General features: G+C 72.0%; 21 protein-coding genes and 1 riboswitch. Of the genes, 8 read left to right on the top strand and 13 right to left on the bottom strand.

What is annotated here, in order from left to right; all coding sequences use genetic code 11:
* The first annotated feature begins 1 nt into the window (after window position 1).
* Window positions 2–1,204, top strand: coding sequence for a glycine C-acetyltransferase (locus tag NMQ01_RS07740; protein WP_255186268.1), 1,203 nt, complete (start codon window positions 2–4; stop codon window positions 1,202–1,204).
* 51 nt (window positions 1,205–1,255) lie between these two features.
* Here the strand turns inward: NMQ01_RS07740 and NMQ01_RS07735 are convergent, their stop codons facing one another.
* Window positions 1,256–1,876, bottom strand: coding sequence for an L-threonylcarbamoyladenylate synthase (locus NMQ01_RS07735; RefSeq protein ID WP_255186267.1), 621 nt, complete (start codon window positions 1,874–1,876; stop codon window positions 1,256–1,258).
* Between the two features lie 126 nt (window positions 1,877–2,002).
* Here NMQ01_RS07735 and NMQ01_RS07730 point away from each other — a divergent pair, with 126 nt between their 5' ends.
* Window positions 2,003–2,557 (top strand): YceI family protein, encoded by a 555-nt coding sequence (locus tag NMQ01_RS07730; protein WP_255186266.1) that lies wholly within the window; start codon window positions 2,003–2,005, stop codon window positions 2,555–2,557.
* Window positions 2,558–2,584: 27 nt separating this feature from the next.
* Here the strand turns inward: NMQ01_RS07730 and NMQ01_RS07725 are convergent, their stop codons facing one another.
* Together NMQ01_RS07725 and NMQ01_RS07720 are read right to left on the bottom strand one after the other, a co-directional pair.
* Window positions 2,585–3,631, bottom strand: a complete 1,047-nt coding sequence (locus NMQ01_RS07725; RefSeq protein ID WP_255186265.1) for an ArsO family NAD(P)H-dependent flavin-containing monooxygenase — start codon at window positions 3,629–3,631, stop codon at window positions 2,585–2,587.
* Between the two features lie 6 nt (window positions 3,632–3,637).
* The gene (locus tag NMQ01_RS07720; protein WP_255186264.1) at window positions 3,638–4,093 is read right to left on the bottom strand and encodes an OsmC family protein; all 456 of its coding nucleotides are present in this window, start codon (window positions 4,091–4,093) and stop codon (window positions 3,638–3,640) included.
* An 82-nt stretch (window positions 4,094–4,175) separates the two neighbouring features.
* Between NMQ01_RS07720 and NMQ01_RS07715 the strand changes: the two genes are divergently transcribed.
* A complete protein-coding gene (locus NMQ01_RS07715; RefSeq protein ID WP_255186263.1) occupies window positions 4,176–4,772 on the top strand; it encodes a histidine phosphatase family protein in 597 nt (198 codons plus the stop codon).
* 4 nt (window positions 4,773–4,776) lie between these two features.
* Here the strand turns inward: NMQ01_RS07715 and NMQ01_RS07710 are convergent, their stop codons facing one another.
* On the bottom strand, window positions 4,777–6,258 hold the full coding sequence (locus tag NMQ01_RS07710) for a glutamate--cysteine ligase (protein ID WP_255186262.1): 1,482 nt from the start codon (window positions 6,256–6,258) through the stop codon (window positions 4,777–4,779).
* Window positions 6,259–6,529: 271 nt separating this feature from the next.
* Here NMQ01_RS07710 and NMQ01_RS07705 point away from each other — a divergent pair, with 271 nt between their 5' ends.
* From NMQ01_RS07705 to NMQ01_RS07695, 3 genes are read left to right on the top strand one after another with little or no spacing between them, the layout of a single operon-like run.
* Window positions 6,530–7,066 (top strand): sensor histidine kinase, encoded by a 537-nt coding sequence (locus NMQ01_RS07705; RefSeq protein ID WP_369694864.1) that lies wholly within the window; start codon window positions 6,530–6,532, stop codon window positions 7,064–7,066.
* A gap of 20 nt (window positions 7,067–7,086) precedes the next feature.
* Entirely contained in the window at window positions 7,087–8,268 is a 1,182-nt protein-coding gene (locus NMQ01_RS07700; RefSeq protein ID WP_255186260.1) for an exonuclease SbcCD subunit D, read from the top strand.
* The gene (locus NMQ01_RS07695) at window positions 8,265–11,462 is read left to right on the top strand and encodes an AAA family ATPase (RefSeq protein ID WP_255186259.1); all 3,198 of its coding nucleotides are present in this window, start codon (window positions 8,265–8,267) and stop codon (window positions 11,460–11,462) included. The genes NMQ01_RS07700 and NMQ01_RS07695 overlap by 4 nt, the downstream gene beginning before the upstream one ends.
* Window positions 11,463–12,013: 551 nt before the next feature.
* On the opposite strand, the gene gcvP is transcribed toward NMQ01_RS07695, so the two are convergent.
* From gcvP to NMQ01_RS07650, 9 genes are all read right to left on the bottom strand, one after another.
* The gene (gcvP, locus tag NMQ01_RS07690; protein WP_255186258.1) at window positions 12,014–14,887 is read right to left on the bottom strand and encodes an aminomethyl-transferring glycine dehydrogenase; all 2,874 of its coding nucleotides are present in this window, start codon (window positions 14,885–14,887) and stop codon (window positions 12,014–12,016) included.
* A 70-nt stretch (window positions 14,888–14,957) separates the two neighbouring features.
* Window positions 14,958–15,052: riboswitch (glycine riboswitch) on the bottom strand.
* 44 nt (window positions 15,053–15,096) lie between these two features.
* Entirely contained in the window at window positions 15,097–15,672 is a 576-nt protein-coding gene (locus tag NMQ01_RS07685) for a MerR family transcriptional regulator (protein ID WP_303708361.1), read from the bottom strand.
* 143 nt (window positions 15,673–15,815) lie between these two features.
* Window positions 15,816–16,304 carry a bifunctional nuclease family protein gene (locus tag NMQ01_RS07680; protein ID WP_255186257.1) on the bottom strand — a complete coding sequence of 163 codons (489 nt, stop codon included), beginning with the start codon at window positions 16,302–16,304 and terminating at the stop codon, window positions 15,816–15,818.
* A gap of 33 nt (window positions 16,305–16,337) precedes the next feature.
* A complete protein-coding gene (locus tag NMQ01_RS07675; protein ID WP_255186256.1) occupies window positions 16,338–17,057 on the bottom strand; it encodes a MerR family transcriptional regulator in 720 nt (239 codons plus the stop codon).
* A 2-nt stretch (window positions 17,058–17,059) separates the two neighbouring features.
* Entirely contained in the window at window positions 17,060–17,509 is a 450-nt protein-coding gene (locus tag NMQ01_RS07670) for an FHA domain-containing protein (RefSeq protein WP_255186255.1), read from the bottom strand.
* Between the two features lie 80 nt (window positions 17,510–17,589).
* The gene (gene gcvH / locus NMQ01_RS07665) at window positions 17,590–17,979 is read right to left on the bottom strand and encodes a glycine cleavage system protein GcvH (RefSeq protein ID WP_255186254.1); all 390 of its coding nucleotides are present in this window, start codon (window positions 17,977–17,979) and stop codon (window positions 17,590–17,592) included.
* A 22-nt stretch (window positions 17,980–18,001) separates the two neighbouring features.
* Window positions 18,002–18,892, bottom strand: coding sequence for a DUF881 domain-containing protein (locus tag NMQ01_RS07660; protein ID WP_255186253.1), 891 nt, complete (start codon window positions 18,890–18,892; stop codon window positions 18,002–18,004).
* On the bottom strand, window positions 18,889–19,221 hold the full coding sequence (locus NMQ01_RS07655) for a small basic family protein (RefSeq protein ID WP_130629221.1): 333 nt from the start codon (window positions 19,219–19,221) through the stop codon (window positions 18,889–18,891). Before NMQ01_RS07655 ends, NMQ01_RS07660 begins: the two co-directional genes overlap by 4 nt.
* The gene (locus NMQ01_RS07650) at window positions 19,218–20,216 is read right to left on the bottom strand and encodes a DUF881 domain-containing protein (protein WP_255186252.1); all 999 of its coding nucleotides are present in this window, start codon (window positions 20,214–20,216) and stop codon (window positions 19,218–19,220) included. The genes NMQ01_RS07655 and NMQ01_RS07650 overlap by 4 nt, the downstream gene beginning before the upstream one ends.
* Window positions 20,217–20,316: 100 nt before the next feature.
* Here NMQ01_RS07650 and NMQ01_RS07645 point away from each other — a divergent pair, with 100 nt between their 5' ends.
* Window positions 20,317–21,444, top strand: a complete 1,128-nt coding sequence (locus NMQ01_RS07645) for a MalY/PatB family protein (RefSeq protein ID WP_255186251.1) — start codon at window positions 20,317–20,319, stop codon at window positions 21,442–21,444.
* A 139-nt stretch (window positions 21,445–21,583) separates the two neighbouring features.
* On the top strand, window positions 21,584–22,108 hold the full coding sequence (gene ectA, locus NMQ01_RS07640) for a diaminobutyrate acetyltransferase (RefSeq protein WP_255186250.1): 525 nt from the start codon (window positions 21,584–21,586) through the stop codon (window positions 22,106–22,108).
* Window positions 22,109–22,110: the final 2 nt, after the last annotated feature.

The raw sequence follows: 22,110 nt of genomic DNA, 5'->3' as shown, positions 1-22,110 counted from the left end.
CATGTACACGATCAAGGACGACCTCGCTGCCACCCTGCAGGAGATCCGGGACGCCGGGCTGTGGAAGGACGAGCGGCAGCTGACGAGCCCCCAGCAGGCGCACATCACGACGACGAAGACCTCGGCGATCAACTTCTGCGCCAACAACTACCTCGGTCTGGCCGACCACCCCGACGTCCTCGCCGCGGCCACGGATGCCCTGCAGGAGTGGGGCTTCGGCATGGCGAGCGTGCGCTTCATCTGCGGCACGCAGGAGCAGCACACCCGCCTCGAGGGCGCGCTGTCCGACTGGTTCGGCACCGAGGACACGATCCTCTACTCGAGCTGCTTCGACGCCAACGGCGGCGTCTTCGAGGTGCTCTTCGGCCCGGAGGACGCGATCATCTCCGACGCGCTCAACCACGCCTCGCTCATCGACGGCATCCGGCTGAGCAAGGCGGCGCGCTACCGCTACGCCAATGCCGACATGGACGACCTGCGCGCCCAGCTCGAGGCGGCGAAGGGGGCCCGCCGCGCCGTCATCGTCACCGACGGCGTCTTCTCCATGGACGGCTACCTCGCTCCCCTGGAGCAGATCTGCGACCTCGCCGACGAGTACGGCGCGATGGTCCTCGTCGACGACTCCCACGCGGTGGGTTTCGTGGGCGCCGGCGGCGGTGGCACTCCTGAGGCGTGCGGCGTCGCCGACCGCGTCGACCTGCTCACCGGCACGCTCGGCAAGGCGCTCGGCGGGGCCAGCGGTGGTTACGTCAGCGGCCCGGCGGAGGTCATCGCGCTGCTGCGCCAGCGGTCGCGGCCCTACCTCTTCTCCAATGCCGTGGCCCCGGTCGTCGCGGCCGGCTCCCTCAAAGCGATCGAGATCGCGCGCGGGTCCGACGCGGCGCGAGAGACCCTGCAGCGCAACACGGCTCTCTTCCGTGAGTTGATGACGGACGCGGGCTTCGAGCTGCTCCCCGGGTCGCACCCGATCACGCCGGTGATGTTCCCCGGCGACGACGGAGCCCGTCAGGCCGCGCAGATCGCCGACGCGATGCTCGCCCACGGCGTCTACGTCATCGCCTTCTCCTACCCCGTGGTCCCGCAGGGCCAGGCGCGCATCCGGGTGCAGCTGTCCGCGGCGCACAGCGAGGAGGACGTGCGCACGTGCGTCGCGGCCTTCGTCGCCGCCCGGGCCGAGGTGCTCGGGGACCAGCCCACCGCCTAGCGGTCCGCCGACGCGGCGCGCGCTACGCGAGCCGCGGGCCGGCCCCCTTCGTCACTCGAAGGGGGCCGGGTCACCGGCGCCGTGCCGGGCCACCTCGGCGGCACCCGACGAGAAGTCCACGACCGTGGTCGGCTCGGTGCTCACCTCACCGGCGTCGACGACGATGTCGACCTGGTGGTCGAGGGCCTCCTTGACGTCCCAGCCGAAGGTCGGGGTGCGCTCCTCCCCCGGCAGCAGGAGCGTCGAGGTGAGCATGGGGTCGCCGAGGCCCTCAAGGAGGGCCTGGGTCAGCGGGTGCTGCGGGATCCGCACGCCGACCGTCTTCTTCTTCGCGTGGAGCAGCCGACGCGGCACCTCCTTCGTGGCCGGGAGGATGAAGGTGTAGGGCCCCGGGGTCGCCGCCTTGACCGCGCGGAAGACGGCGTTGTCGACGTGGACGAGCTGCCCGAGCTGGGCGAAGTCGGCGCACAGGAGCGTGTAGTGGTGCCGGTCGTCCAGGCGGCGGATCGTGCGGATGCGGTCCTTGATGTCCTGGTCGTCGAGCCGCCCACCGAGGGCATAGCCCGAGTCCGTGGGGAAGGCGACGAGCGCCCCCTCGCGGATCCGCTCGACGAGCTTGCCGACCGTGCGGGGCTGGGGGTTGTCCGGGTGCACTTCGACGAAGGTGGCCATGAGTCCACCGTAGGCGGCGCGGGCCCGGGCGTGGCGCACCATCCGCGCCCGCGCGCCTGCAAGACTGGTGGCGCCACACCGAGTTGCTACAATCTTCAACAAAAGTTTCGTCTCTCAGGGGAGCCCATGACCGACACCGACCTCGACCTCAACGGTCACTGGACCATCGACCCCGGCCACAGCCGCTGCGGCTTCTCGGCCCGGCACGCGATGATCTCGACCGTCCGCGGCTCCTTCAACGACGTCTCCGGCGAGGTGCACGTCGACGTCGACGACCTCGATGCATCCACGGCCCGCGTCGTCCTCAAGGCCGCGAGCGTCGACACCCGCAACGACCAGCGCGACGAGCACCTGCGCAGCCCCGACTTCTTCGACGTCGAGCGCTTCCCCGACATCACCTTCGTCAGCACCAACATCGAGGAGATCCGCGAGCGCGCCTACATCGTCAGCGGTGACCTGACGATCCGCGACGTCACGAAGCAGATCACCATCCCGCTCGAGCTCGGCGGCGTCATGGTCGACGCCTTCGGCGCCGTGCGCGCGGGCTTCGAGGGGTCGCGACGGGTCAACCGCCGTGACTACGGCCTCGAGTGGAACATGCCGCTCGACAAGGGTGGCGTCCTCGTCTCCGAGAAGATCGACCTCGAGTTCGAGATCTCCCTGGTCAAGCAGGACCAGTAGTCCGACCAGCGCTGGGCGCCGACCGGATCACCGGTCGGCGCCCAGCTGCGTCTCCAGGCGTGCGGCGAGCGCCTTGGCCGTGCGGCCGACCCCGATGAGCGTCGCCGACGCGGGTCCGGTCCAGTCCCCGTAGCCGACGAAGCACACCCGCGGGTCGCGCACCGACTGGTTGTCGACGACCTGCGGCACCCCCTCGGACGTCCGCAGGCGCAGCGAGCGCAGGTGCCGCAGCGCGGGCCGGTAGCCCGTGCACCAGATCACCGCGTCGAGCTCGAGCAGGTCCCGGCCGATGATCGCGCCCTCAGGGACCATCCGGTCGAACATTGCGCGCACCCTCAGCGCACCCGCGGCCCGGGCACGCTGCACCTGGGGCAGGGCGACGACATTGCCGACGAAGGCAGCCTGTGCCTCGCCCGGGTCACGCAGCCGCGCGGTCGCCTGGTCGAAGAGGTGCCGGCCGTCGACGTCGTCAGGCAGGAAGCGCAGCCGTCTCGCGGTGACGAGCGAGACCCGGTCGGCGACGTCGACGAGGTCGGCCGTGATCTGGACCCCGGAGTTGCCGCCGCCGACGACGGCGACCCTCAGCCCGGCGAAGTCCTCCGGCCCCCGGTAGTGGGCGCTGTGCAGCTGGCGCCCGGCAAAGCTCGTCGCACCCTCGACCATCGGCACGAAGGGAGCGGACCACGTGCCCGTGGCGCTCACGACGCAGCGCGCTGCCAGCTGCCCGGCGCTCGTGTCGAGCACGAGCGCTTCGCGCGTCGCGTGCACGTCGTGCACTCGCACCGGGCGCTGGACGTCGAGGTCGTAGCGCTCCTCGTAGGCACGCAGGTAGGCCCGCACGTGCTCGACCGGCGGGAAGGTGTCGGGGTGCGGGGGCATCGGCCACCCCGGCAGCGACGAGTAGGCCGACGGCGAGAAGAGGCGAAGGGAGGGCCACGTCGAGGTCCACGCTCCGCCCGGCTCGTCGCGGTCGTCGAGGACGACGTGCTCGATCCCCCGGCGGCGCAGGTGGTAGGCCGTCGCCAGCCCGGCCTGACCTCCGCCGATGACGGCGACGTCGACCTCTCGGCGCATGTAGCCTCAGGCGTCCTCTGCCGTCATCTCCACCGGGACGCCGATCTGCACGGTCCGTGAGACGGTGCACAGCCGGTCGCGGGACTGCGCGACCGACCGGGGGAAGGCCGCCCGGGCGGCGTCGCCCCCTTCGCCCTCGGGGAAGCCCAGGCGGAAGGTGACGGCGAGGTCGCTCATGTGGTTGCCGTCCTCGGGGGTCGAGACCTTCTCCCCCTCGGCGACGACCTCGAAGGACTCCGGCTCGGCCCGCCGCGAGGTGATGTGGTCGACGTCGACGGAGCTGCAGCCGGCGAGGGCCGCGAGCAGCAGCTCGACGGGCGTGAAGTCGTCGGTGGACCCGTCACCGATGGTGATCCGGCCGCCGCGCGCATTGGTGATCTCGTAGCGCCCCAGGGCCAGCCGGGTCAGCTCCACGCTGCGGTGGCCGGGCCCGCTCCCGCCGGTCGTCTCGTCGCTCGTCATGCCTACCTCCACGTCGCTGGTCTGCGGGGCGCGCCCCGTGCTGGTCCGATCCTCGCAGACCGGGCACCACTAGCCTGACCGCATGCACGCGACCCCGCCGCACCGCCTCGTCCTGCTGCGCCACGGAGAGACCGAGTGGAGCCGCGACGGGCGGCACACCGGCTCGACGGACCTGCCCCTGACCGACGAGGGCCGGGCCCGCGCCGCCGAGGCCGCCGGGCGGCTCGAGGAGCTCGGTGTCCGCCCCGTGCTCACCCTGACCTCGGACCTGCAGCGAGCTCGGGACACGGCTTCTCTCGCCGGGCTCGACGCCACCGTCGACCACGACCTGCGCGAGTGGGACTACGGCGGCTACGAAGGGCGCTCGACGGCCCAGATCCGGGAGGACCTCGGCACCGACTGGGATGTCTTCCGTGACGGTGTGGTCCCCGGGGCGACCCCGGGCGAGACGGTCGAGGAGGTCGCGGCCCGTGCCTCACGCGTGCTCGCCCGCGTGCGGCCGCACCTGCTCGAGGGCGACGTCGTCCTCGTCGGGCACGGCCACACCTCGCGGATCCTCGCGACGGTGTGGCTGCGCACCGCTCCCCGGCTGGCGGCCCAGCTGACGCTCGACGCCTCCCGGCTCGCGGTGCTCGGCCACCACCGAGAGGACCCCTGCATCCTCAGCTGGAACTGCTGACGGGCTACGGCAGCGGCCAGGTGTGCACCGGGTCGTTGCGGTGCATGTGCTCGGTGTAGAGCCCGGTCATCTCGGCGAGCGCGGCGGACCGGTCGAGCCCGGCCTTCTCGAGCCGGCGCACGCACTCGGCCTGCCAGACGGCGCCGTTGACGCCGGTGGTGCACCGCCCTTCGATGACCGACAGATAGCGCTCGATGACGCTCTCGGCGACGCCCCAGTCCTGCAGACCGGCGCGAGCCATGGGCAGCAGGTGCCGCAGGACGAGCTCGTCGGCGCCCAGCTCGCCCAGCCCCGGCCAGTAGAGGCGGGAGCCGATGCCGTCGCGGGCCGCCGCCTCGAAGTTGGCCTCGGCCGCGGGGAAGGACATGCGCGTCCAGATCGGCCGGTCCTCGTGGGCGAGGGTGCGCACGCACCCGTAGTAGAAGGCGGCATTGGCCAGGGTGTCGATGATCGACGGGCCCGCCGGGAGGACCCTGTTCTCGACCCGTACGTGCGGGTGACCCTTGCCGGGGTCGTAGATCGGTCGGTTCCACCGGTAGACGGTGCCGTTGTGGAGGTTGAGCTCGCCGAGGTCGGGGGTGCCGCCCTCGCTGAGCACCGCCACGGGGTCCTCGTCGGTCGCCTCGGCGAGCAGCGCCGGGAAGTAGCGCACGTTCTCCTCGAAGAGGTCGAAGATCGAGGTGATCCAGCGCTCGCCGAAGAAGACCCGTGGACGCACGCCCTGGTTCTTCAGCTCGATGGGCCGGGTGTCCGTGGCCTGGGAGAAGAGGGCGATCCGGGTCTCGGCGTGCAGGCGGCGACCGAAGAAGAAGGGTGAGTTGGCCGCGAGCGCGAGCTGGGGCGCCGAGATGACCTGGGCGGCATTCCAGTGGTCGGCGAACTGGCCCGGACCGACCTGCAGGTGCAGCTGGACCGAGGTGCACGCCGACTCCGGGGCGATCGAGTCCGCGAAGGTGTGCAGCCGCTCCCCCGTCGGCCCCTCGATGTCGATGACGATGTCCTCGCCGCGGGCGACGAAGATCGAGTCGTTGAGCGCGGTGTAGCGGTTGTTGGCGCTGATCCACTCGCCCTGGAAGTGCTCGGGCCGGATCGTCGGCAGGATGCCGATGGCGATGATCCGCGCGCCGGCGTCCTCGGCCTTGCCCTCCGCGCGGTTGAGCGACTCGCGCAGGCTCTCCTCGAGCTGCAGCGCCGACTCCCCGGGCAGGGGCCGCGGAGCGACGTTGAGCTCGATGTTGAACTGCGCGAGCTCCGTCTGGTACTCGGGATCGGCGATCGCCTCGAGGACCTCGTCGTTGACGAAGGCCGGTTGCTGCCCCTCGTCGATGAGGTTGAGCTCGATCTCCAGACCGGTGAGCGGCACCTCCTCGTCGAAGGCACGCTCATTGAGCATGCGCTCGAAGACGTCGAGGTTCTGCCGCACCTTTTCCCGGTAGCGCTGACGCTCCTCGCGCGAGTAGCTCTGCGCGGCGACTTCCTTGCCCATGAGTCCACCTCTTCCGGGTCGGCTGCAGTCGAATCTACCCACGCGACCGACCCGCGGCGAGGATCAGACCACGGTCGGATGCGGCACCCCCTTCGTCCTGCCTACGCTCGGTCGGTGATCTCCGAGACGGCACCCCGGCGAGCGGGGACGACCACCAGCGTCCGGGACTGGTTCGACGGGCACGTGGGTCAGCTCGTCGCCGCCGACTCACCGATGCCGGCATCAGACGCCTCGGCCTGGGTCTCGCCGCGATCGTGACCAGCGAGCCCGGATCGCCGTCCAGGGCGAGCGCACCCGCATCGCGCGCGAGATGCACGACGTCGTGGCCCAGCCGCTGAGCGTCGTCGTCGTGCAGGCCGACGGCGCCGCCTGCGCCGCCCGGCACGGCACGGACTTCGGCCGGGAGCAGGCCCACGCCGCGCTCACGACCATCGGTACGACCGCCCGCGGGGCCCTCGCCGAGACCCGGCACTTCGTGGGTGTCCTGCGCACCACGGACGACGAAGGGGAGGTCCCTCACCTCGCGTACGCCCCCACCGAGGGGCTGGCCGACCTGCACGAGGTGCCCCGCGAGGTCGGGCTCGCGGCCTACCGGATCGTCCAGGGGTCGGATCCCTTCGACGGAGCGATCGACGTCCGCGCTGTCGGCCCGTCGGGCGGCACGGGGTCGCCCCGGCCGCTGCGCTGGCCGCCGACTGACGGGCCGACTGCCCGGGGAGTGAGGCCGCGCAGGGGGCGGCCCCACCCCCTTCGTGCCTCGTGCCACGGCTCGGGCGAAGGGGGTGTCGCGCCACGGGGTTGTCGGTGAGGGCTCCTAGGTTGGTGGTCGTGAAGCTGATCCACACCTCCGACTGGCACCTGGGGCGCTCCTTCCACGGCGCCGGCCTGCTGCCTGCCCAGGCGGAGTACGTGGACCACCTCGTCGAGACGGTCCGCTCCGAGGGGGTCGACGCCGTCCTGGTCTCGGGCGATGTCTACGACCGCGCCCTGCCCCCGCCCGACGCCGTGGAGCTGCTCTCCGAGAGCGTCACCCGGCTCATCGACGCCGGCGCCCAGGTCGTCCTGTCCAGCGGCAACCACGACTCGGCGATCCGACTCGGCTTCGCCGCCGACCTGCTCAGCCGGGCCGGCCTGCACATCCGCTCCGACGTGAGCACCGTGGGCACCCCGGTGCTCGTCGGCGACACGGCGATCCACGCGATCCCCTACCTCGAGCCGACCGCGACGACCGTCACCGACGCCCTCGGCGTGACCGAGCGGTCCCACACGGCGGTGCTCGGCGCCGCGATGGACCGGGTCCGTGCCGACCTGGCCGGGCGGGGACCGCGCAGCGTCGTCATGGCCCACTGCTTCGCGAGCGGTGGGGCGGCGAGCGACTCCGAGCGCGACATCACGACCGGCGGCGTCGCGATGGTGCCCGCGAGCACCTTCGACGGGGCCGCCTACACCGCTCTCGGTCACCTGCACCGCCCGCAGCAGATCGGCGAGACCGTCCGCTACAGCGGTTCCCCCGTTGCCATGTCCTTCGGCGAGGCCGGCCAGACGAAGGGGTCGCTGCTCGTCGAGATCGACGAGCGTGGCCTGACCACGGTCGAGCACGTCGCCGCCCCCGTCCACCGCGAGCTCGCCCTCGTGCGGGGGCACCTCGACGAGGTCCTCACCGACGCCCGCCACACGGCCGCCGAGCAGGCCTGGGTCCAGGTCACGCTCACCGACCCGGTCCGTCCCGTCGGTGCCTACGACCGGCTGCGTCGACGCTTCCCGCACCTGCTGCAGCTGTGCTTCGAGCCCACGGGTGAGGTCGTGCCGGTGCGCAGCTATGCCGCCCGGGTGCGGCAGCGCGAGCCGCTCGACGTGTGTTGCGACTTCGTCAGCGACGTGCGGCGCGGCGCGATCGCCGACGAGTCCGAGCGGCGGCTTCTGGGTGACGCCCTCGAGGCCGGCCGGCGTGACCGTGACCGGGCCGAGGAGCACGGCGCTCCCCGGCGACGACGGCGAGGCGCGGCGTGAGGCTGCACCGCCTTAGAGCCAGCGCCTTCGGCCCCTTCGCCGGCACCGTCGAGCTCGACCTCGAGACGATCGGCGAGGGCGGGCTCTACCTCATCCACGGCCCGACCGGCTCGGGCAAGACGAGCCTGCTCGACGCGATCTGCTTCGCGCTCTACGCGGGGGTGCCGGGTGACCGGCAGAGCACCTCGCTCCGCAGCCAGCACGCTGCCGCCGACGTGCCGACCGAGGTGGAGCTCGAGCTGACCCTGGCCGGGCGTCGCCTGCGGGTGGTGCGTCACCCTGCTCATGAGCGCCCCAAGCGGCGAGGGTCCGGCACGACCACCGAGCCGGCGGGCGTGCGTCTCGAGGAGCGCGAGAGCTCGCGGTGGCGGACCCTCAGCACCCGCATCGACGAAACGGCGCAGTTCCTCGACGACCTGCTCGGCATGGGGCTCGAGCAGTTCCGCCGGGTCGTCATGCTGCCCCAGGGCGACTTCGCCGCCTTCCTGCGCGCGAGCGACGAGCAGCGCCGCGAGGTCCTCGAGCGGCTCTTCGACGTCTCGGACTTCGCCGCGGTCGAGGACGTGCTCGTCAGACGCCGGCAGGACGCCGAGGCGACGCTCTCGCAGTCACGCGGACGGCTCACCACCCATGTGACGCACCTCGTCGACGTCCTGTCCGCGATCGACGTCGAGCTGCCAGAGCCCGATGCCCCGTGGGCCGAGCTCGACCCGACGCAGCTGCCGGTCGCGCTCCGGGCGGTCGGCGAGGCCTTCGACATGGTGACCGCGGAGGCGATGGCCCGCGTGGACCGCACCGACGCCGCCGCCGTCGCATCGCGCGAGGCCCTCGACGCGGAGCGTCGACGAGCCGACCTGCGGCGTCGTGGCCTGGTGGCCCGGCGGCAGGTGGCGGAGCTCGAGTCCGTCGCCGACGAGCACGCCCGGCGTCGCCGCACCCTCGAGGAAGCACGGGCTGCGGCTGCCGTGCTCCCGCACGTCGAGGCCACGGCGCGCGCCGAGTCCACACTCGCGGAGGCTCAGCTGGCCCGGGAGGCTGCTGCCAAGGCCCTCCCCCAGGAGCTGCGTGCACGGTGGGAGGCCTCCGCGCCCGGTCGTGAGGCCGAGGCGTCCGCGCAGGCCCGTGGGGTTGAGCTGCTCGAGGTGCTCGACGCGGGTGGCGCTCGTATTGAGCGGGCGCGGCACGAGGCGGCCGGCTTGCGGCGCCGATCGGCGGAGCTGCCGGCCGTGGCCGAGCGGCTGGCAGATGCACGTTCCGCGCTCGAGCGAACCGAGGGGCTCGTGGCCCGCCTCGAGACCGAGGCCGAGGCCGACGAGTCCGTCCTGGAGAGGCTCCAGCACGACCGCGAGCAGCTGGCTACCTCTGCTGCGGAGCTGGAGCGTGTCGAGGCCCTCATCGCCGCTCGCCGGCATGGCCGGACCGTCGACGAGCAGCTTCGCCGGGCGACCGACGAGGCCCAGGAGGCTCGCGGCCATGCCCAGGAGCTGCGCGAGGCGCTCAACGAGCTCGTCGCGGCCCGACTCGACAACATGGCCGGCGAGCTCGCGGGGTTGCTCTCCGACGGTGACCCGTGCGCCGTCTGCGGGTCGACCGAGCACCCCCGGCTGGCCGAAGCCGCCCGCGTGGTCAGGCCCGCGGACATCGAAGCGGCCCGTGCGGCCGCCACCCGTGCCGAGCAGGTCCACGAGGCCGCACGCCAGGCACGTGACGCCGTCGCCTCCCGGCTCGAGGTCGCACGCGCCGAGGTCGCCCGACTGGCTGGGGCGGACGAGTCCGGCACGACCGACGAGAGCGCTGATCCCTTCGAGGTGTCTGCCGCCGAGGTGAGCGCACGCGAGCAGCTTGCGCAGGACGTTGCCCGGCTGCGCACCGCGGTCGGCGCCGCCGACGACGTGGCGCGTCGGGTCGACGCGCGCGCCGCGCGGCTGGAGCGCGCACACGAGTCCGTGCGCGTCGCTGCGGACGAGCTCGCGGCCCTGCGTGCCCGGCACGATCAGATCACCGAGCAGATGGTCGAGGCCGCCGACATCGTGAGAGTAGTCGTGCTCGAGCACGCCGCCTGCGTCTGTGCCGACCCGGCTGACGACCACGACGACCACGCCGGCGGGCACGACGTCGCGCTCTCACCGATGGCCGACGGGTCCGTCGAGTGGGTCACTCCCCTTCTCGATGCCGCCCGGGATGTCGACGAAGGTCACTCCCGCGCCCGAGCCCTCGCGGAGAACCTCGCTTCGGCGACCCTCGACGAGCGCCGCGCCCGTGACGGGGTCACCGATGCCGCCGAGCACCTGGCGGGCGCCCTGGGCGAGCACGGCTTCGACGGTGCGGCCGAGGTGCGGGCCGCGGCTCTTCCGCGGCCAGAGATCGCCGCACTCGAGGCGCGCGTGCATGCCCACGAGCAGCAGCTGGCGACGGCCCGTGGGGTCCTCGCCGAGCCGGACGTCGTCGACGCGCTCGAGACCCAGCCCGTCGACGTCGACGACCTGGCCGAGACCGCGTCCCGGGCCAAGCACGCCGCAGATGACGCGCGCCGGCACCAGGCAAGCACGTCGACCGTGCACCGACAGCTGACGCGGGTCACCCAGCTCGTCGTCGACGAGTGCACGCGCATCGGACCTGCTGCAGCCGAGGCCGAGCTCGTGCGTCGGATGGCCGACCTGGTGACGGGGACGAGCGCCGACAACGACAAGCGCATGCGCCTGAGCACCTATGTCCTCGCTGCCCGGCTGGAGCGAATCGTCGAGCTGGCCAACTCACGGCTGTCGGTGATGGCAGACGGCCGATACGAGCTCGCCCACGACGACGCCTCTGCCAGGGGCCGTCGACGCGGCGGGCTCGGCCTGGTCGTGCGCGACCTGTGGACCGGTCAGGACCGGGCGACGGCGACCCTGTCCGGTGGCGAGTCCTTCACCGCGTCACTGGCTCTGGCTCTCGGGCTGGCCGATGCGATCCGCGAGGAGTCGGGTGGGCTCGAGTTCGGCACGCTCTTCGTCGACGAAGGATTCGGCAGTCTCGACCAGGACAGCCTCGAGCAGGTGCTCGACGTCCTCGACGCGCTGCGCGACGGAGGGCGCTGCGTCGGTGTGGTGAGCCACGTCAGCGAGATGCGCACTCGCATCCCCACTCAGGTGCGGGTCGACAAGGCCCAGCACGGCTCGACCGTCACGGTCGTGGGGGTCCAGGGCGCGGCCTGATCCCCCTTCGTCCCCGTGGCCGGGGACCAGTCCCGTTCGTCTCCCCGCATCAACGACCGCCCCTCCCCCTTCGAATTTCCTTAAGGTCGTGCGGCCGTTGGGCGGAACCAGCCCCAACCCTGCAAGACCCTAGGGTTTTGCAGGGTTCAGCCGCGGGGGCGGTGGATCGAGCGCAGGATGTCGGCCCGAGGCGTGGGTCGTCAGTTCCGTTCGTCCCCGTGGGCGGGGACCAGTCCCGTTGGTCTCGCCGCATTGACGACCGCCCCTCCCCCTTCGAATTCCCTATGGTCGTGCGGCCGTTGGGCGGAACCAGCCCCAACCCTGCAAGACCCTAGGGTTTTGCAGGGTTCAGCGGCGGGGGCGGTGGATCGAGCGCAGGATGTCGGCCCGAGGCGTGGGTCGTCAGTGCCGTTCGTCCCCGTGGGCGGGGACCAGTGCCGTTCGTCCCCGCCCTCCGCCGTCCAGTACAGCAGCGAGCCCCGGCTTCGCACGAGATGCGTGCGACGCCGGGGCTCGTCGGGTCACCCGTGGTTCGGGGGTGCCCCGGTGGCTCAGTCCTCGAAGGCCTCGGGCGAGGGGCAGGAGCAGACGAGGTTGCGGTCGCCGAAGGCGCCGTCGATCCGCGAGACCGGCGGCCAGTACTTGTCGGCTGCGTCGACCCCGACGGGGAAGACGGCGGTGGCGCGGTCGTAGTCGTGCGGCCACTCCCCTGCGAGCTCCGCCGCGGTGTGCGGGGCATTGCGCAGGACGGAGGACTCGACGTCGCCGACCTGGTCGATCTCCTCGCGGATGGCGATCATCGCGTCGCAGAAGCGGTCGAGCTCGCCCTTGTCCTCGGACTCCGTGGGCTCGACCATCAGGGTCCCGGCGACCGGGAAGCTCATCGTCGGGGCGTGGAAGCCGTAGTCGATGAGGCGCTTGGCGACGTCGTCGACGGTCACGCCGGTGTCCTTGGTCAGGCCACGCAGGTCGAGGATGCACTCGTGGGCCACGACCCCGCCGGGGCCGCTGTAGAGGACCGGGAAGTGGCTGCCGAGACGACGCGCGACGTAGTTGGCGTTGAGTACCGCCACCTGCGTCGCCCGAGCCAGACCCGCCCCACCCATGAGTCGGACGTAGGCCCACGAGATCGGCAGGATGCCGGCCGAGCCATAGGGAGCGGCGCTGATCGGGCCCACGCCGGTCGCCGGTCCCGCTGCCTCGGCGAGCGGGTGGTTGGGCAGGTAGGGAGCCAGGTGCTCGCGCACGGCCACCGGCCCCACGCCCGGGCCACCGCCACCGTGCGGGATGCAGAAGGTCTTGTGCAGGTTGAGGTGGCTGACGTCAGCACCGAAGCGGCCCGGCTGGGCGAGCCCGACGAGCGCGTTGAGGTTGGCGCCGTCGACGTAGACCTGGCCACCCGCGTCGTGGACGAGGGAGCACAGCTCGCTGATGGTGTCCTCGTAGACACCGTGGGTGCTCGGGTAGGTCACCATGATCGCCGCGAGGTCGTCACGGTGCTGCTCGACCTTGGCCCGCAGATCGTCCATGTCGATGTCACCACCCTCGGCGGTCTTGACCACGACGACCTTCATGCCCGCCATGACGGCGGAGGCCGCGTTGGTGCCGTGGGCGCTGGCGGGGATGAGGCAGATGTGCCGCTCGGACTGGCCGTTGGCCGCGTGGAAGGCACGGATCGCCAGCAGCCCGGCCAGTTCCCCCTGCGACCCGGCATTGGGCTGGAGCGAGACCGAGTGGTAGCCGGTGACCTCGCTCAGCCAGCCGCTCAGCTGACCCACGAGCTCACGGATGCCGACGGTCTGGTCATCGGGTGCGAAGGGGTGCAGCCCCGCGAACTCCGGCCACGTGATGGCGACCATCTCGGTGGTCGCGTTGAGCTTCATCGTGCAGGAGCCGAGGGGAATCATGCCTCGGTCGAGCGCGAAGTCGCGGTCGGAAAGCCGTCGCAGGTAGCGCAGCATCGCGGTCTCGCTGCGGTGCGAGTGGAAGACCGGGTGAGTGAGGTAGTCGCTCGTGCGCACCAGCTCCTGCGGCCAGCTCGGGGAGATGCGCGCGGTCTCGACGTCAGCGACCTCCGTGGCAGCGCCCAGCGCACCCGCGACGGCCGCGATCTCGCTCGCATCGGTCGTCTCGTCGACGGAGACGAGGACCGTGCTCTCGTCGTGCTGCCAGATGTTGACCCCGGCGGTGACGGCGGCCGCGGCCGCGGCGGCAGCTCCCCCGGGCACGCGCACGCGCAGGGTGTCGAACCACGGGCCCTCGGCCACCTCGACGCCCGCGGCGCGCAGCCGCTCGGCGAGGGCGACCGCGGTGCCGTGGACTCGCTCGGCGATCGCCCGCAGGCCGTCGGGGCCGTGGTAGACCGCGTACATCGAAGCCATCACGGCGAGGAGCACCTGCGCGGTGCAGATGTTGCTCGTCGCCTTGTCACGACGGATGTGCTGCTCGCGCGTCTGGAGCGCCAGACGGTAGGCCGGGCGACCGGCGGAGTCGACGGAGACGCCGACGAGCCGGCCGGGGAGCGTGCGCTCCAGCCCGGCGCGCACCGCCATGTAGCCGGCGTGCGGGCCACCGAAGGACATCGGGACACCGAAGCGCTGGGTCGTCCCGACGGCCACGTCGGCGCCCCACTCCCCCGGCGCGGTGAGCAGCGTGAGCGCGAGCAGGTCGGCCGCGGCGGTGACGAGGGCACCCACCTCGTGGGCCGCGTCCGTCAGGGCACGCCAGTCGCTGATGATGCCGTCGGCACCGGGGTACTGGACGAGCACGCCGAAGACGTCACGGCCACCGGCCGCCTCGCGCAGCGCCTCGGCCGAGGTGACCCCCGTGAGGTCGGCGACGACGACGTCGATGCCGAGCGGCACCGCGCGGGTGTCGATGACCGCCCGGGTCTGCGGGAAGGTGTTGGCGTCGACGAGCAGGACCGCGTCCTTGGCGACCTTGCTCGAGCGCCGCATCACGGTCATCGCCTCGGCCGCGGCCGTGCCCTCGTCGAGCAGCGACGAACCCGACGTCTGCAGACCAGTGAGGTCGGCGACCATCGTCTGGAAGTTGAGCAGCGCCTCGAGCCGCCCCTGGCTGATCTCGGGCTGGTAGGGCGTGTAGGCGGTGTACCAGGCAGGGTTCTCCAGGACGTTGCGCTGGATGACGGCCGGCGTCACCGTGCCGTAGTACCCGAGGCCGATCATCGAGGTGAGCACTGTGTTCTTCGCCGCGAGGGCGCGCAGCTCCTCGACGACCGCGAGCTCGCTCGGGGCTGCCTCGATCGTCAGGGCCTCGGTCTGGCGGATCGCCCCCGGGACGGCCGCGTCGCACAGTGCGTCGAGGGTGGGCTGCCCGATCGTGGCGAGCATCTGCTCGACGTCGCCCTCACGGGGACCGACGTGACGGCCGACGAACTCGGACAGGGGGGACGAGGCGCTCATGAGGCTCCCTTGGACGCGGGTGTACAAAGCCAGCCTCCCCATCTGTCACGCGAGGGCGCTCCAGAGGTGCCTGATCCACGAGGTCCTGGCGCCTGAGAGGTTCCGGGGAGTTTGCCCCTTCGGCGCCCCGCGCGAGACGCGCGAGGACTCTCCCCCGTGGGGTGAGCAGCGGCCACAGGCTATCAGCGGCCGTGGCCCCGTACGGTGCGTCAGGCGAGCTTGGCGCGGCGGCGAGCCGACAGCTCGTCACCGGGGAGCTCGGTCGGCGCGGCGTCGCCGCCACCCATGCGCTCGCTCGGGATCTCGAGCAGGGAGCCCTCGACCTCGCGCCAGACACGGCCGACGGCGATGCCGAAGACACCCTGACCGCCCTGGACGAGGTCGATGACCTCGTCGGCGGAGGTGCACTCGTAGACGCTGGCCCCGTCGCTCATCAGGGTGATCTGGGCGAGGTCCTCGACGCCGCGCTCACGCAGGTGCGTGATGGCGACGCGGATCTGCTGGAGGGAGACACCGGTGTCGAGCAGTCGCTTGACGACCTTGAGCACGAGGATGTCGCGGAAGCCGTAGAGACGCTGGCTGCCGGAGCCCGCCGCTCCACGGACCGAGGGCTCGACGAGGCCGGTGCGGGCCCAGTAGTCGAGCTGGCGGTAGGTGATGCCGGCTGCGGCGCACGCGGCGGGACCGCGGTAGCCGATGTCCTCGGAGAGCTCGGGCAGGTCGTCGTCGAAGAGCACGCCCTGGGCGCGGACCGGGGTCTTGCCCTCGTCGCTGGTGGCGTCCACTACGCCCTCCTGAGTCACCGTCGGTCCGACCCGAGCGGTCGGAGATGACACCGGTGTGCTTCCGGTGATGTCTTCGACGCTACGGCGGTGCCAGCAAACGGTCAAACACCCCCGCCGCGGGAGGCGGGGCGTGTCGGTAACGATCAGGTCGCGGGCGGGTCCTCGTCGGGCGCCTCGAAGTCCTCGGGCGAGACCTCGTCGAGGAACTCCTTGAACTTCGCCACCTCGTCCTCTTCCTCGTCGGACGACTCGATGCCGACCTCGTCGAGGACGGCGTCCGTGGTGACGACCTCGGCCGCCGTCCGCAGCGCGAGGGCGATCGCGTCCGAGCTGCGCGAAGGGATCTCGGTGTCGTCGTCGAGCACGAGGGTCGCGTGGAAGACGCCCTCGACGACGGCGTCGATCCGCACGGTCACGAGGTGCCGGCCGAGGGCCTCGATGACGTCGACGAGCAGGTCGTGCGTCAACGGGCGGGGCGGCTCGACACCCTCTTGGGCGTAGGCGATGGCGGTGGCCTCGGCCGCGCCGATCCAGATCGGGACGTGACGGCCACCGTCGCGCTCGCGCAGGAGCACGATCGGCTGGGAGGTGGGCATCTCCACCCGGACACCGAGGACGTCGAGAGGCTTCACCCCCACACCGTATCCCTCCACCGGGAGGAGCGGTCAGGCACCGTCGGCGAGGCCGCGGCGCACGAGCGCCAGGTGCAGCTCGAGGCAGTCCTCGACGACCTGCCGCCGCACGGTCTCGTCGTCGAGACCGACGGCATCCGCGGCACGGCCCCGCAGCGCCTGCTGGCCCAGGACGTGCTCGGCCAGACCGACCTCGCGCTCGGCCGCGCTCTTGAAGGGGCGCAGGTGCCGCACGTCGATCCCGGCCGCCACGAGCGCCCCGCAGGCCCGGGCGACCTCGAGGTCGCTGCGGTCGAAGTGGTCACGCTGCTTGGGCAGCAGACCGTAGGCGACGAGCTCGCGGAAGGTCCCGGTGTCGATGTCGGCGGCGTGCTGCAGCTCGATGGCCGTGAGGCGAAGGGGGCGACCCCGGTCGGCGGGTGCCAGCCGTCCGGTGGTGGTCGGCTGACTGTCGCCACCGTCGGACGACGGGGCGACGACCGCCCCGTCGTCGGCGACGTCGAGGCCACGGTCGTGGGCGTCGAGCCGCTCACGGATCACCTTGAGCGGCCAGAAGCGGTCACGCTGCGCCGTCAGCACGAAGCGCAGCCGGTCGACGTCGTCCTCGGAGTACTTGCGGTACCCCGAGGCCGTCCGCTCCGGAGAGACCAACCCCTCGCTCTCGAGGTAGCGCACCTTGCTGATCGAGATGTCGGGGAAGTCGCCCTCCAGCCGCTCGATCAGGGCGCCGATCCCGATGCGGTCGCCGGGCAACGTCAGCTGGCGGAGCTGGCGTAGTAGACCAGCCGGAACTTGCCGATCTGGACCTCGTCGCCCGTGCGGAGCGTCGCCTGGTCGATGCGCTCCTTGTTGACGTAGGTGCCGTTGAGCGAGCCCACGTCGCGCACGCCGTAGCCCTGGCCGTCACGGGCGAAGACCGCGTGCTTGCGCGAGACCGTGACGTCGTCGAGGAAGATGTCGCTGTCCGGGCCGCGCCCGGTCGTCACCTCGGCGTCGTCGAGGAGGAAGCGCGCCCCGGTGTTGGGCCCCCGCAGCACGATGAGCAGCGCCGTGCCGGGGTTGAGCGCGTCGACGGTCGCCTGCTCGTCGCGGGTGAGGTGGTAGTCCGAGTCCGGCGCGTCGGCCGGCAGGCCCACCTCCGCCCCGGTGAACTGCTGCGTCGCCGGGTCCTGTCGTGCGGGCTGGTCGTGGTCGTTGCCGCTCATCCAGCGCTCCCTCCTGTGTGTCCGTGGTCAAGCCTACGTGACCGGCACCACTCGGTGCCGGTCACCGTGGTGCGGTGTGGTCAGCCGATCTCGGCCGCGTAGGCCGCGGCGTCGAGCAGGCCCGAGGTGTCGGTGCCGTCGGCGAGCTGGAGCTCGTACATCCAGCCCTCGCCGTAGGGGTCGGAGTTGACCAGCTCGGGGGTCGCGTCGAGCGCGTCGTTGACCGCGGTGATGGTCCCGGCCAGGGGCGCGTAGAGGTCGCTCACCGACTTCGTGGACTCGACCTCACCGCACGAGCCCCCCGCCTCGACCGCGTCGCCGACCGCCGGCAGGCTGACGTAGACCACGTCGCCGAGCGCGTCCTGGGCGTAGTGCGTGATGCCGACGCGGACGACGCCCGCTCCGCTCTCACGAACCCACTCGTGGTCGCTCGTGTACCGCAGGTCCTCGGGGTAGGTCGCGTCGGTCATCTCTCTCCTCGTCGAGCCCGGATCACTTCGAGCCGTCGGTCGGCTCCGGGACGGGCTGAGCGTAACGAGGCGACGAATCGGTGTGCAATGCCTCGACGTTGATCGTCGAGAACTCGCGGATCGTCACCTCCCCTCCCTTGCTGCGCACCGACTCCGACACGCCTCCGGGGATCTCCATCGCAGAACTCATCGTCTGCGGGTCACCGATGACCGTGAAGGTGTACGGACGCTCCAGGGAGGCGCCGTCGGCGATGACTCCGTCCGCGTCGTCGCGGAACCAGGTGCTGGCGACGATGCGCACGTCGTCGACCTGCATCGCCTCGGCCCCCGCATCGCGCAGCTCCTGCACGGTGTCGAGGAGGGTGGCGGCATCGACCCCGCCGTCGGGGTCCTCGATCGTCAGGGTGATGCCCGGGCCGGTGGCACGTTCGGTCCCCGCGAGGATCCCGAGCGTGTCGGCGCGCTCCTGCGCGGCAGCGATCGCCTCCGGCGAGTTGCCCTCGCTCGTGGCGAGACCGTCACGGGTCGACTCGAGCTCGGCGATCTCGTCGTCGAGGCGGTTGCCGTTCTGCGTCACGTCGTCGAGGATCCGCACGAGCTCGTCCTGCCGCAGGTCCTCGAGGCCCTGCGACTGCGTCTGGCGCACCTGGGTCGCGATCGCGAAGCCGAGCAGGCACGCCAGCAGGAGCGCGAAGGCGTTGGCCCGCGTGGCCCGTGGTCTGGCCATGAGGTGGACCCGGCGCCACGCACTGGTCGGGGCCGCGGCGGCAGCCGACGACGTGGGCGGCTCCCCCTTCGGCGTCGTGACCTCGGGGGTCGCCTCGGACGCGGGCGGCTCCCCCTTCGCCGTCTGCGCCTCGCTCGTGGGCTCGGACTCGTCGGGGGTCTCGGGAGTGCTGGGGGTGCTGGTCATGCCTTGAAGAGGTGTCGGCGGATGGAGGCGACGTTGGAGAAGATCCGCACGCCGAGGACGACGACGACACCTGTGGACAGCTGGGAGCCGACACCGAGCTGGTCGCCCAGGAAGACGATGAAGGCGGCGACGACGACATTGGACAGGAAGCTGACGACGAAGACCTTGTCGTCGAAGATCCCGTCGAGCGTCGCCCGCACGGCACCGAAGACGGCGTCGAGGGCGGCGATGACCGCGATCGGCAGGTAGGGCTGCAGCCAGACGGGCACGTCGGGCTGCAGGACGAGGCCGAGCACGATCCCGGCCACGAGTCCGAGGGCGGGGATCACGAGGTCTCCTTCTTCAGTGGGGTCACCCGGGGTGCGGTCCGTCCCTGCGGGACGACCGTGGCCTCACGGGTGCTGACGTTGACGGCGCTGGGCAGGTGGAGCTCCTCCTGCGTCGTCAGCGAGGTCTGGATGCCGTAGTTGCTGCTCAGCCCCGTGAGGTAGGAGCCGGCCGCGCCCTCGGCGAAGCGGGTCTGCATGTCGGTGGAGTCACCGATGGCCTCGATCGTGTAGGGCCGGGTGAGCGGGCGGAAGTTGACGAGGATCGCCTCGCCCGCAAATCGGATCGCGGTGCGCGAGGTGAGCCGCTGGCCGTTGATGCTGATCGCCTCGGCGCCCGCGTCCCACAGGCCGTTGGTGATCAGCTGCATGTCCCTGGACTGCACCCGCCCCTCGTTGCTCACGCTCGTGCGCGGGTTGCCGTCGGCGCTGGTGTCGCCGCCGGGTGCGTCGTCGAGCGTGATCCGCAGCCCCGGCCCGTCGACGGCGACGAGCCCGCTCGCGACGCGCAGGGCGTCGAGCTCGGCCTGCTGGGTGCCCACGAGGTCCGGGTCGAGGCGGGCGGTCGCCCGGTCGATCTCGCGCTGCAGCTCCAGGGCTCGCTTGTCCCGGGAGTCGACGTCGGACTGCCGGTCCTCGATCTGCTGGATCAGCTCGGCACGTGCCTGGGCCCGGGTGCCGTCGCGGTCGCGCAGGGCGGCGGTGCTCACGCCGATGACCAGGCCGATGATGAGCAGCCACACGAGCAGGATGGGCCGGCGCGTCCCGCTGGAGTCCGGCAGGCCGGCGGCCCGTCGCTGCTCCGCGGCAGCTGCGTAGCCGGGGTCGAGCGGCCGCTCGAGCATCGACGTGAGCAGCGTCATCGAGGCGTCACGCCGCCGCGCGGGGTGGGCCACGCCCGAGGCGTCGGCGTAGTCCACCTCGTCCTCGCCGAGGTCCTCCTCGCTCATCCGCGCCGGAGCAGGACGGCGTGCGCCGTCGGGTGCGTCAGGTCGCACTCGCTGCTCCTCTCGTGCGCGGTCGGGTGCCCCCGAGACCGTAGATGTCGGACGGGATCCAGTACAGCCCACCACGCCGGGGCGGTGCCAGAGTGGTCCCATGGACCGACGTCTGCTCACCCTCGACGAAGCCACCTGCCGACGCCGCACGAGCCTGAAGTGGCGCCAGTACCCCGAGGACGTCCTGCCCCTCTGGATCGCCGAGATGGACGTCATGCCCGCGCCCGGCGTCGCCGAGGAGCTGGCCCGCATCGCGCGTGACGGGGACACCGGATACCCCGTCAACGGGCCCTATCTCGAAGCCCTGGCCGACTTCTACGTGGAGCACGGCGCGGACGTCACGGTCGAGAGGATGCGACCGGCCGCGGACGTCATGAGCGGCATGAAGGCCGCCGTCGGCGCGATGACCGAGCCCGGCGACCCGGTCTACGTCACCGTGCCGGTCTACCCGCCCTTCCACGCGATCGTCGGCGAGCTCGGCCGCCGCCTCGTGACCGTGCCGCTGAGCCCGCAGGGTCGGCTCGACGCCGCCGCCCTCGACGAGGCCTTCGGCCGCGACGGCCGTGGGGCCCTGCTCCTCGCCAGCCCCCACAACCCCACGGGAGTGGTCCACACGGCCGACGAGCTACGGGCCGTGGCCGAGGTCGCCGATCGCCACGGCGTCTCCGTCGCGTGCGACGAGGTGCACGCCCCGCTCGTGCTGCCGGGCGCCCGCTTCACCCCCGCACTCGCGGTCCCCGAGGCGCAAGGCTGGCTGTCGGTCATCTCCGCGGCGAAGGGGTGGAACCTCGCCGGGGTCAAGGCGGCCGGGATCGCCGGCGGCGGCGCCGCCGGGGACCTCCTCGCGGCGCTGCCGGAGGGTCTGGGCTACACGACGAGCCACCTCGCGGTCCGACTGCACCGGGTCGCCCTCGAGCAGGACCGCCCATGGCTGGCCGACCTCGTCGCGGACCTCGACGCCAACCGGGGCCTGCTGACCGACCTGCTCCGCGAGCACCTGCCGCTGGTGCGGTGGCAGCCGGTCGAGGCGACCTATCTCGCCTGGCTGGACTTCCGCGAGCTCGGTCTCGGTGAGGACCCGGCGCGACACTTCGAGCGGCACGCCAGGGTCGCCCTGAGCTCCGGCCTCCCCTTCGGCGCCGGCGAGGGCTGGGCCCGGCTCAACCTCGCCGCCTCGCCGCAGATCATCACCGCGGCCGTCGAGCGCATGGCCGCCTCGCTGCCATGACGAAGGGGGTGACCACCGCCACTCCCCCGACCCGCCGGTGGCGAGGTGGTCCGGATCACGAACACGCCAGATCCCTTGGGGCGCAACGGATCTGGCCACCTGAGACGGGACTCGATTTGATCTTGGAAATGGTCACGTTATGTTCGACGAGGTGACCGCCCCCGACGAGACGACCCCCACGACCGAGCCGTCCCCCTTCGTGCTGCGCCCGCCGACCGTCCAGGACGGTGGCGCGATGTGGCGCGTGGCGAGGGACAGCCAGACCCTCGACCTCAACAGCTCCTACGCCTACCTGTTGTGGGCACGGGACTTCGCCGCGACCAGCGTCGTCGCCGAGCGCGACGGTGCCGTCGTCGGCTTCGTCAGCGGCTACCTCCGCCCCGACTCCCCCGAGACGCTCATGGTCTGGCAGGTCGCAGTCGACGCCGACCAGCGGGGCCACGGGCTGGCCGGCCGCATGCTCGACCACCTCGCCGAGCACGTCCCCGGCGTCACCATGCTCGAGACCACGATCACGGACGACAACGGGGCCTCCCGGGCGCTCTTCGCCCGCTTCGCCCGCACCCGTGACGCTCAGCACGAGGAGACCGACCTCTTCGTGAAGGCCCACTTCCCCGACGAAGGGCACGACCCGGAGGTGCTGCACCGCATCGGACCGTTCTGACC

The organism is Janibacter sp. CX7 (assembly GCF_024362365.1).
Taxonomy (GTDB): domain Bacteria; phylum Actinomycetota; class Actinomycetes; order Actinomycetales; family Dermatophilaceae; genus Janibacter.
This window is presented reverse-complemented; position numbering and strand designations above follow the sequence as displayed.

Coding starts and splice junctions, on each gene's coding strand:
- NMQ01_RS07740 (WP_255186268.1), top strand. CDS start 2: ATGTACACGATCAAGGACGACCTCGCTGCCACCCTGCAGGAGATCCGG.
- NMQ01_RS07735 (WP_255186267.1), bottom strand. CDS start 1,876: ATGGCCACCTTCGTCGAAGTGCACCCGGACAACCCCCAGCCCCGCACG.
- NMQ01_RS07730 (WP_255186266.1), top strand. CDS start 2,003: ATGACCGACACCGACCTCGACCTCAACGGTCACTGGACCATCGACCCC.
- NMQ01_RS07725 (WP_255186265.1), bottom strand. CDS start 3,631: ATGCGCCGAGAGGTCGACGTCGCCGTCATCGGCGGAGGTCAGGCCGGG.
- NMQ01_RS07720 (WP_255186264.1), bottom strand. CDS start 4,093: ATGACGAGCGACGAGACGACCGGCGGGAGCGGGCCCGGCCACCGCAGC.
- NMQ01_RS07715 (WP_255186263.1), top strand. CDS start 4,176: ATGCACGCGACCCCGCCGCACCGCCTCGTCCTGCTGCGCCACGGAGAG.
- NMQ01_RS07710 (WP_255186262.1), bottom strand. CDS start 6,258: ATGGGCAAGGAAGTCGCCGCGCAGAGCTACTCGCGCGAGGAGCGTCAG.
- gcvP (WP_255186258.1), bottom strand. CDS start 14,887: ATGAGCGCCTCGTCCCCCCTGTCCGAGTTCGTCGGCCGTCACGTCGGT.
- NMQ01_RS07670 (WP_255186255.1), bottom strand. CDS start 17,509: ATGAGCGGCAACGACCACGACCAGCCCGCACGACAGGACCCGGCGACG.
- gcvH (WP_255186254.1), bottom strand. CDS start 17,979: ATGACCGACGCGACCTACCCCGAGGACCTGCGGTACACGAGCGACCAC.
- NMQ01_RS07660 (WP_255186253.1), bottom strand. CDS start 18,892: ATGACCAGCACCCCCAGCACTCCCGAGACCCCCGACGAGTCCGAGCCC.
- NMQ01_RS07645 (WP_255186251.1), top strand. CDS start 20,317: ATGGACCGACGTCTGCTCACCCTCGACGAAGCCACCTGCCGACGCCGC.
- ectA (WP_255186250.1), top strand. CDS start 21,584: ATGTTCGACGAGGTGACCGCCCCCGACGAGACGACCCCCACGACCGAG.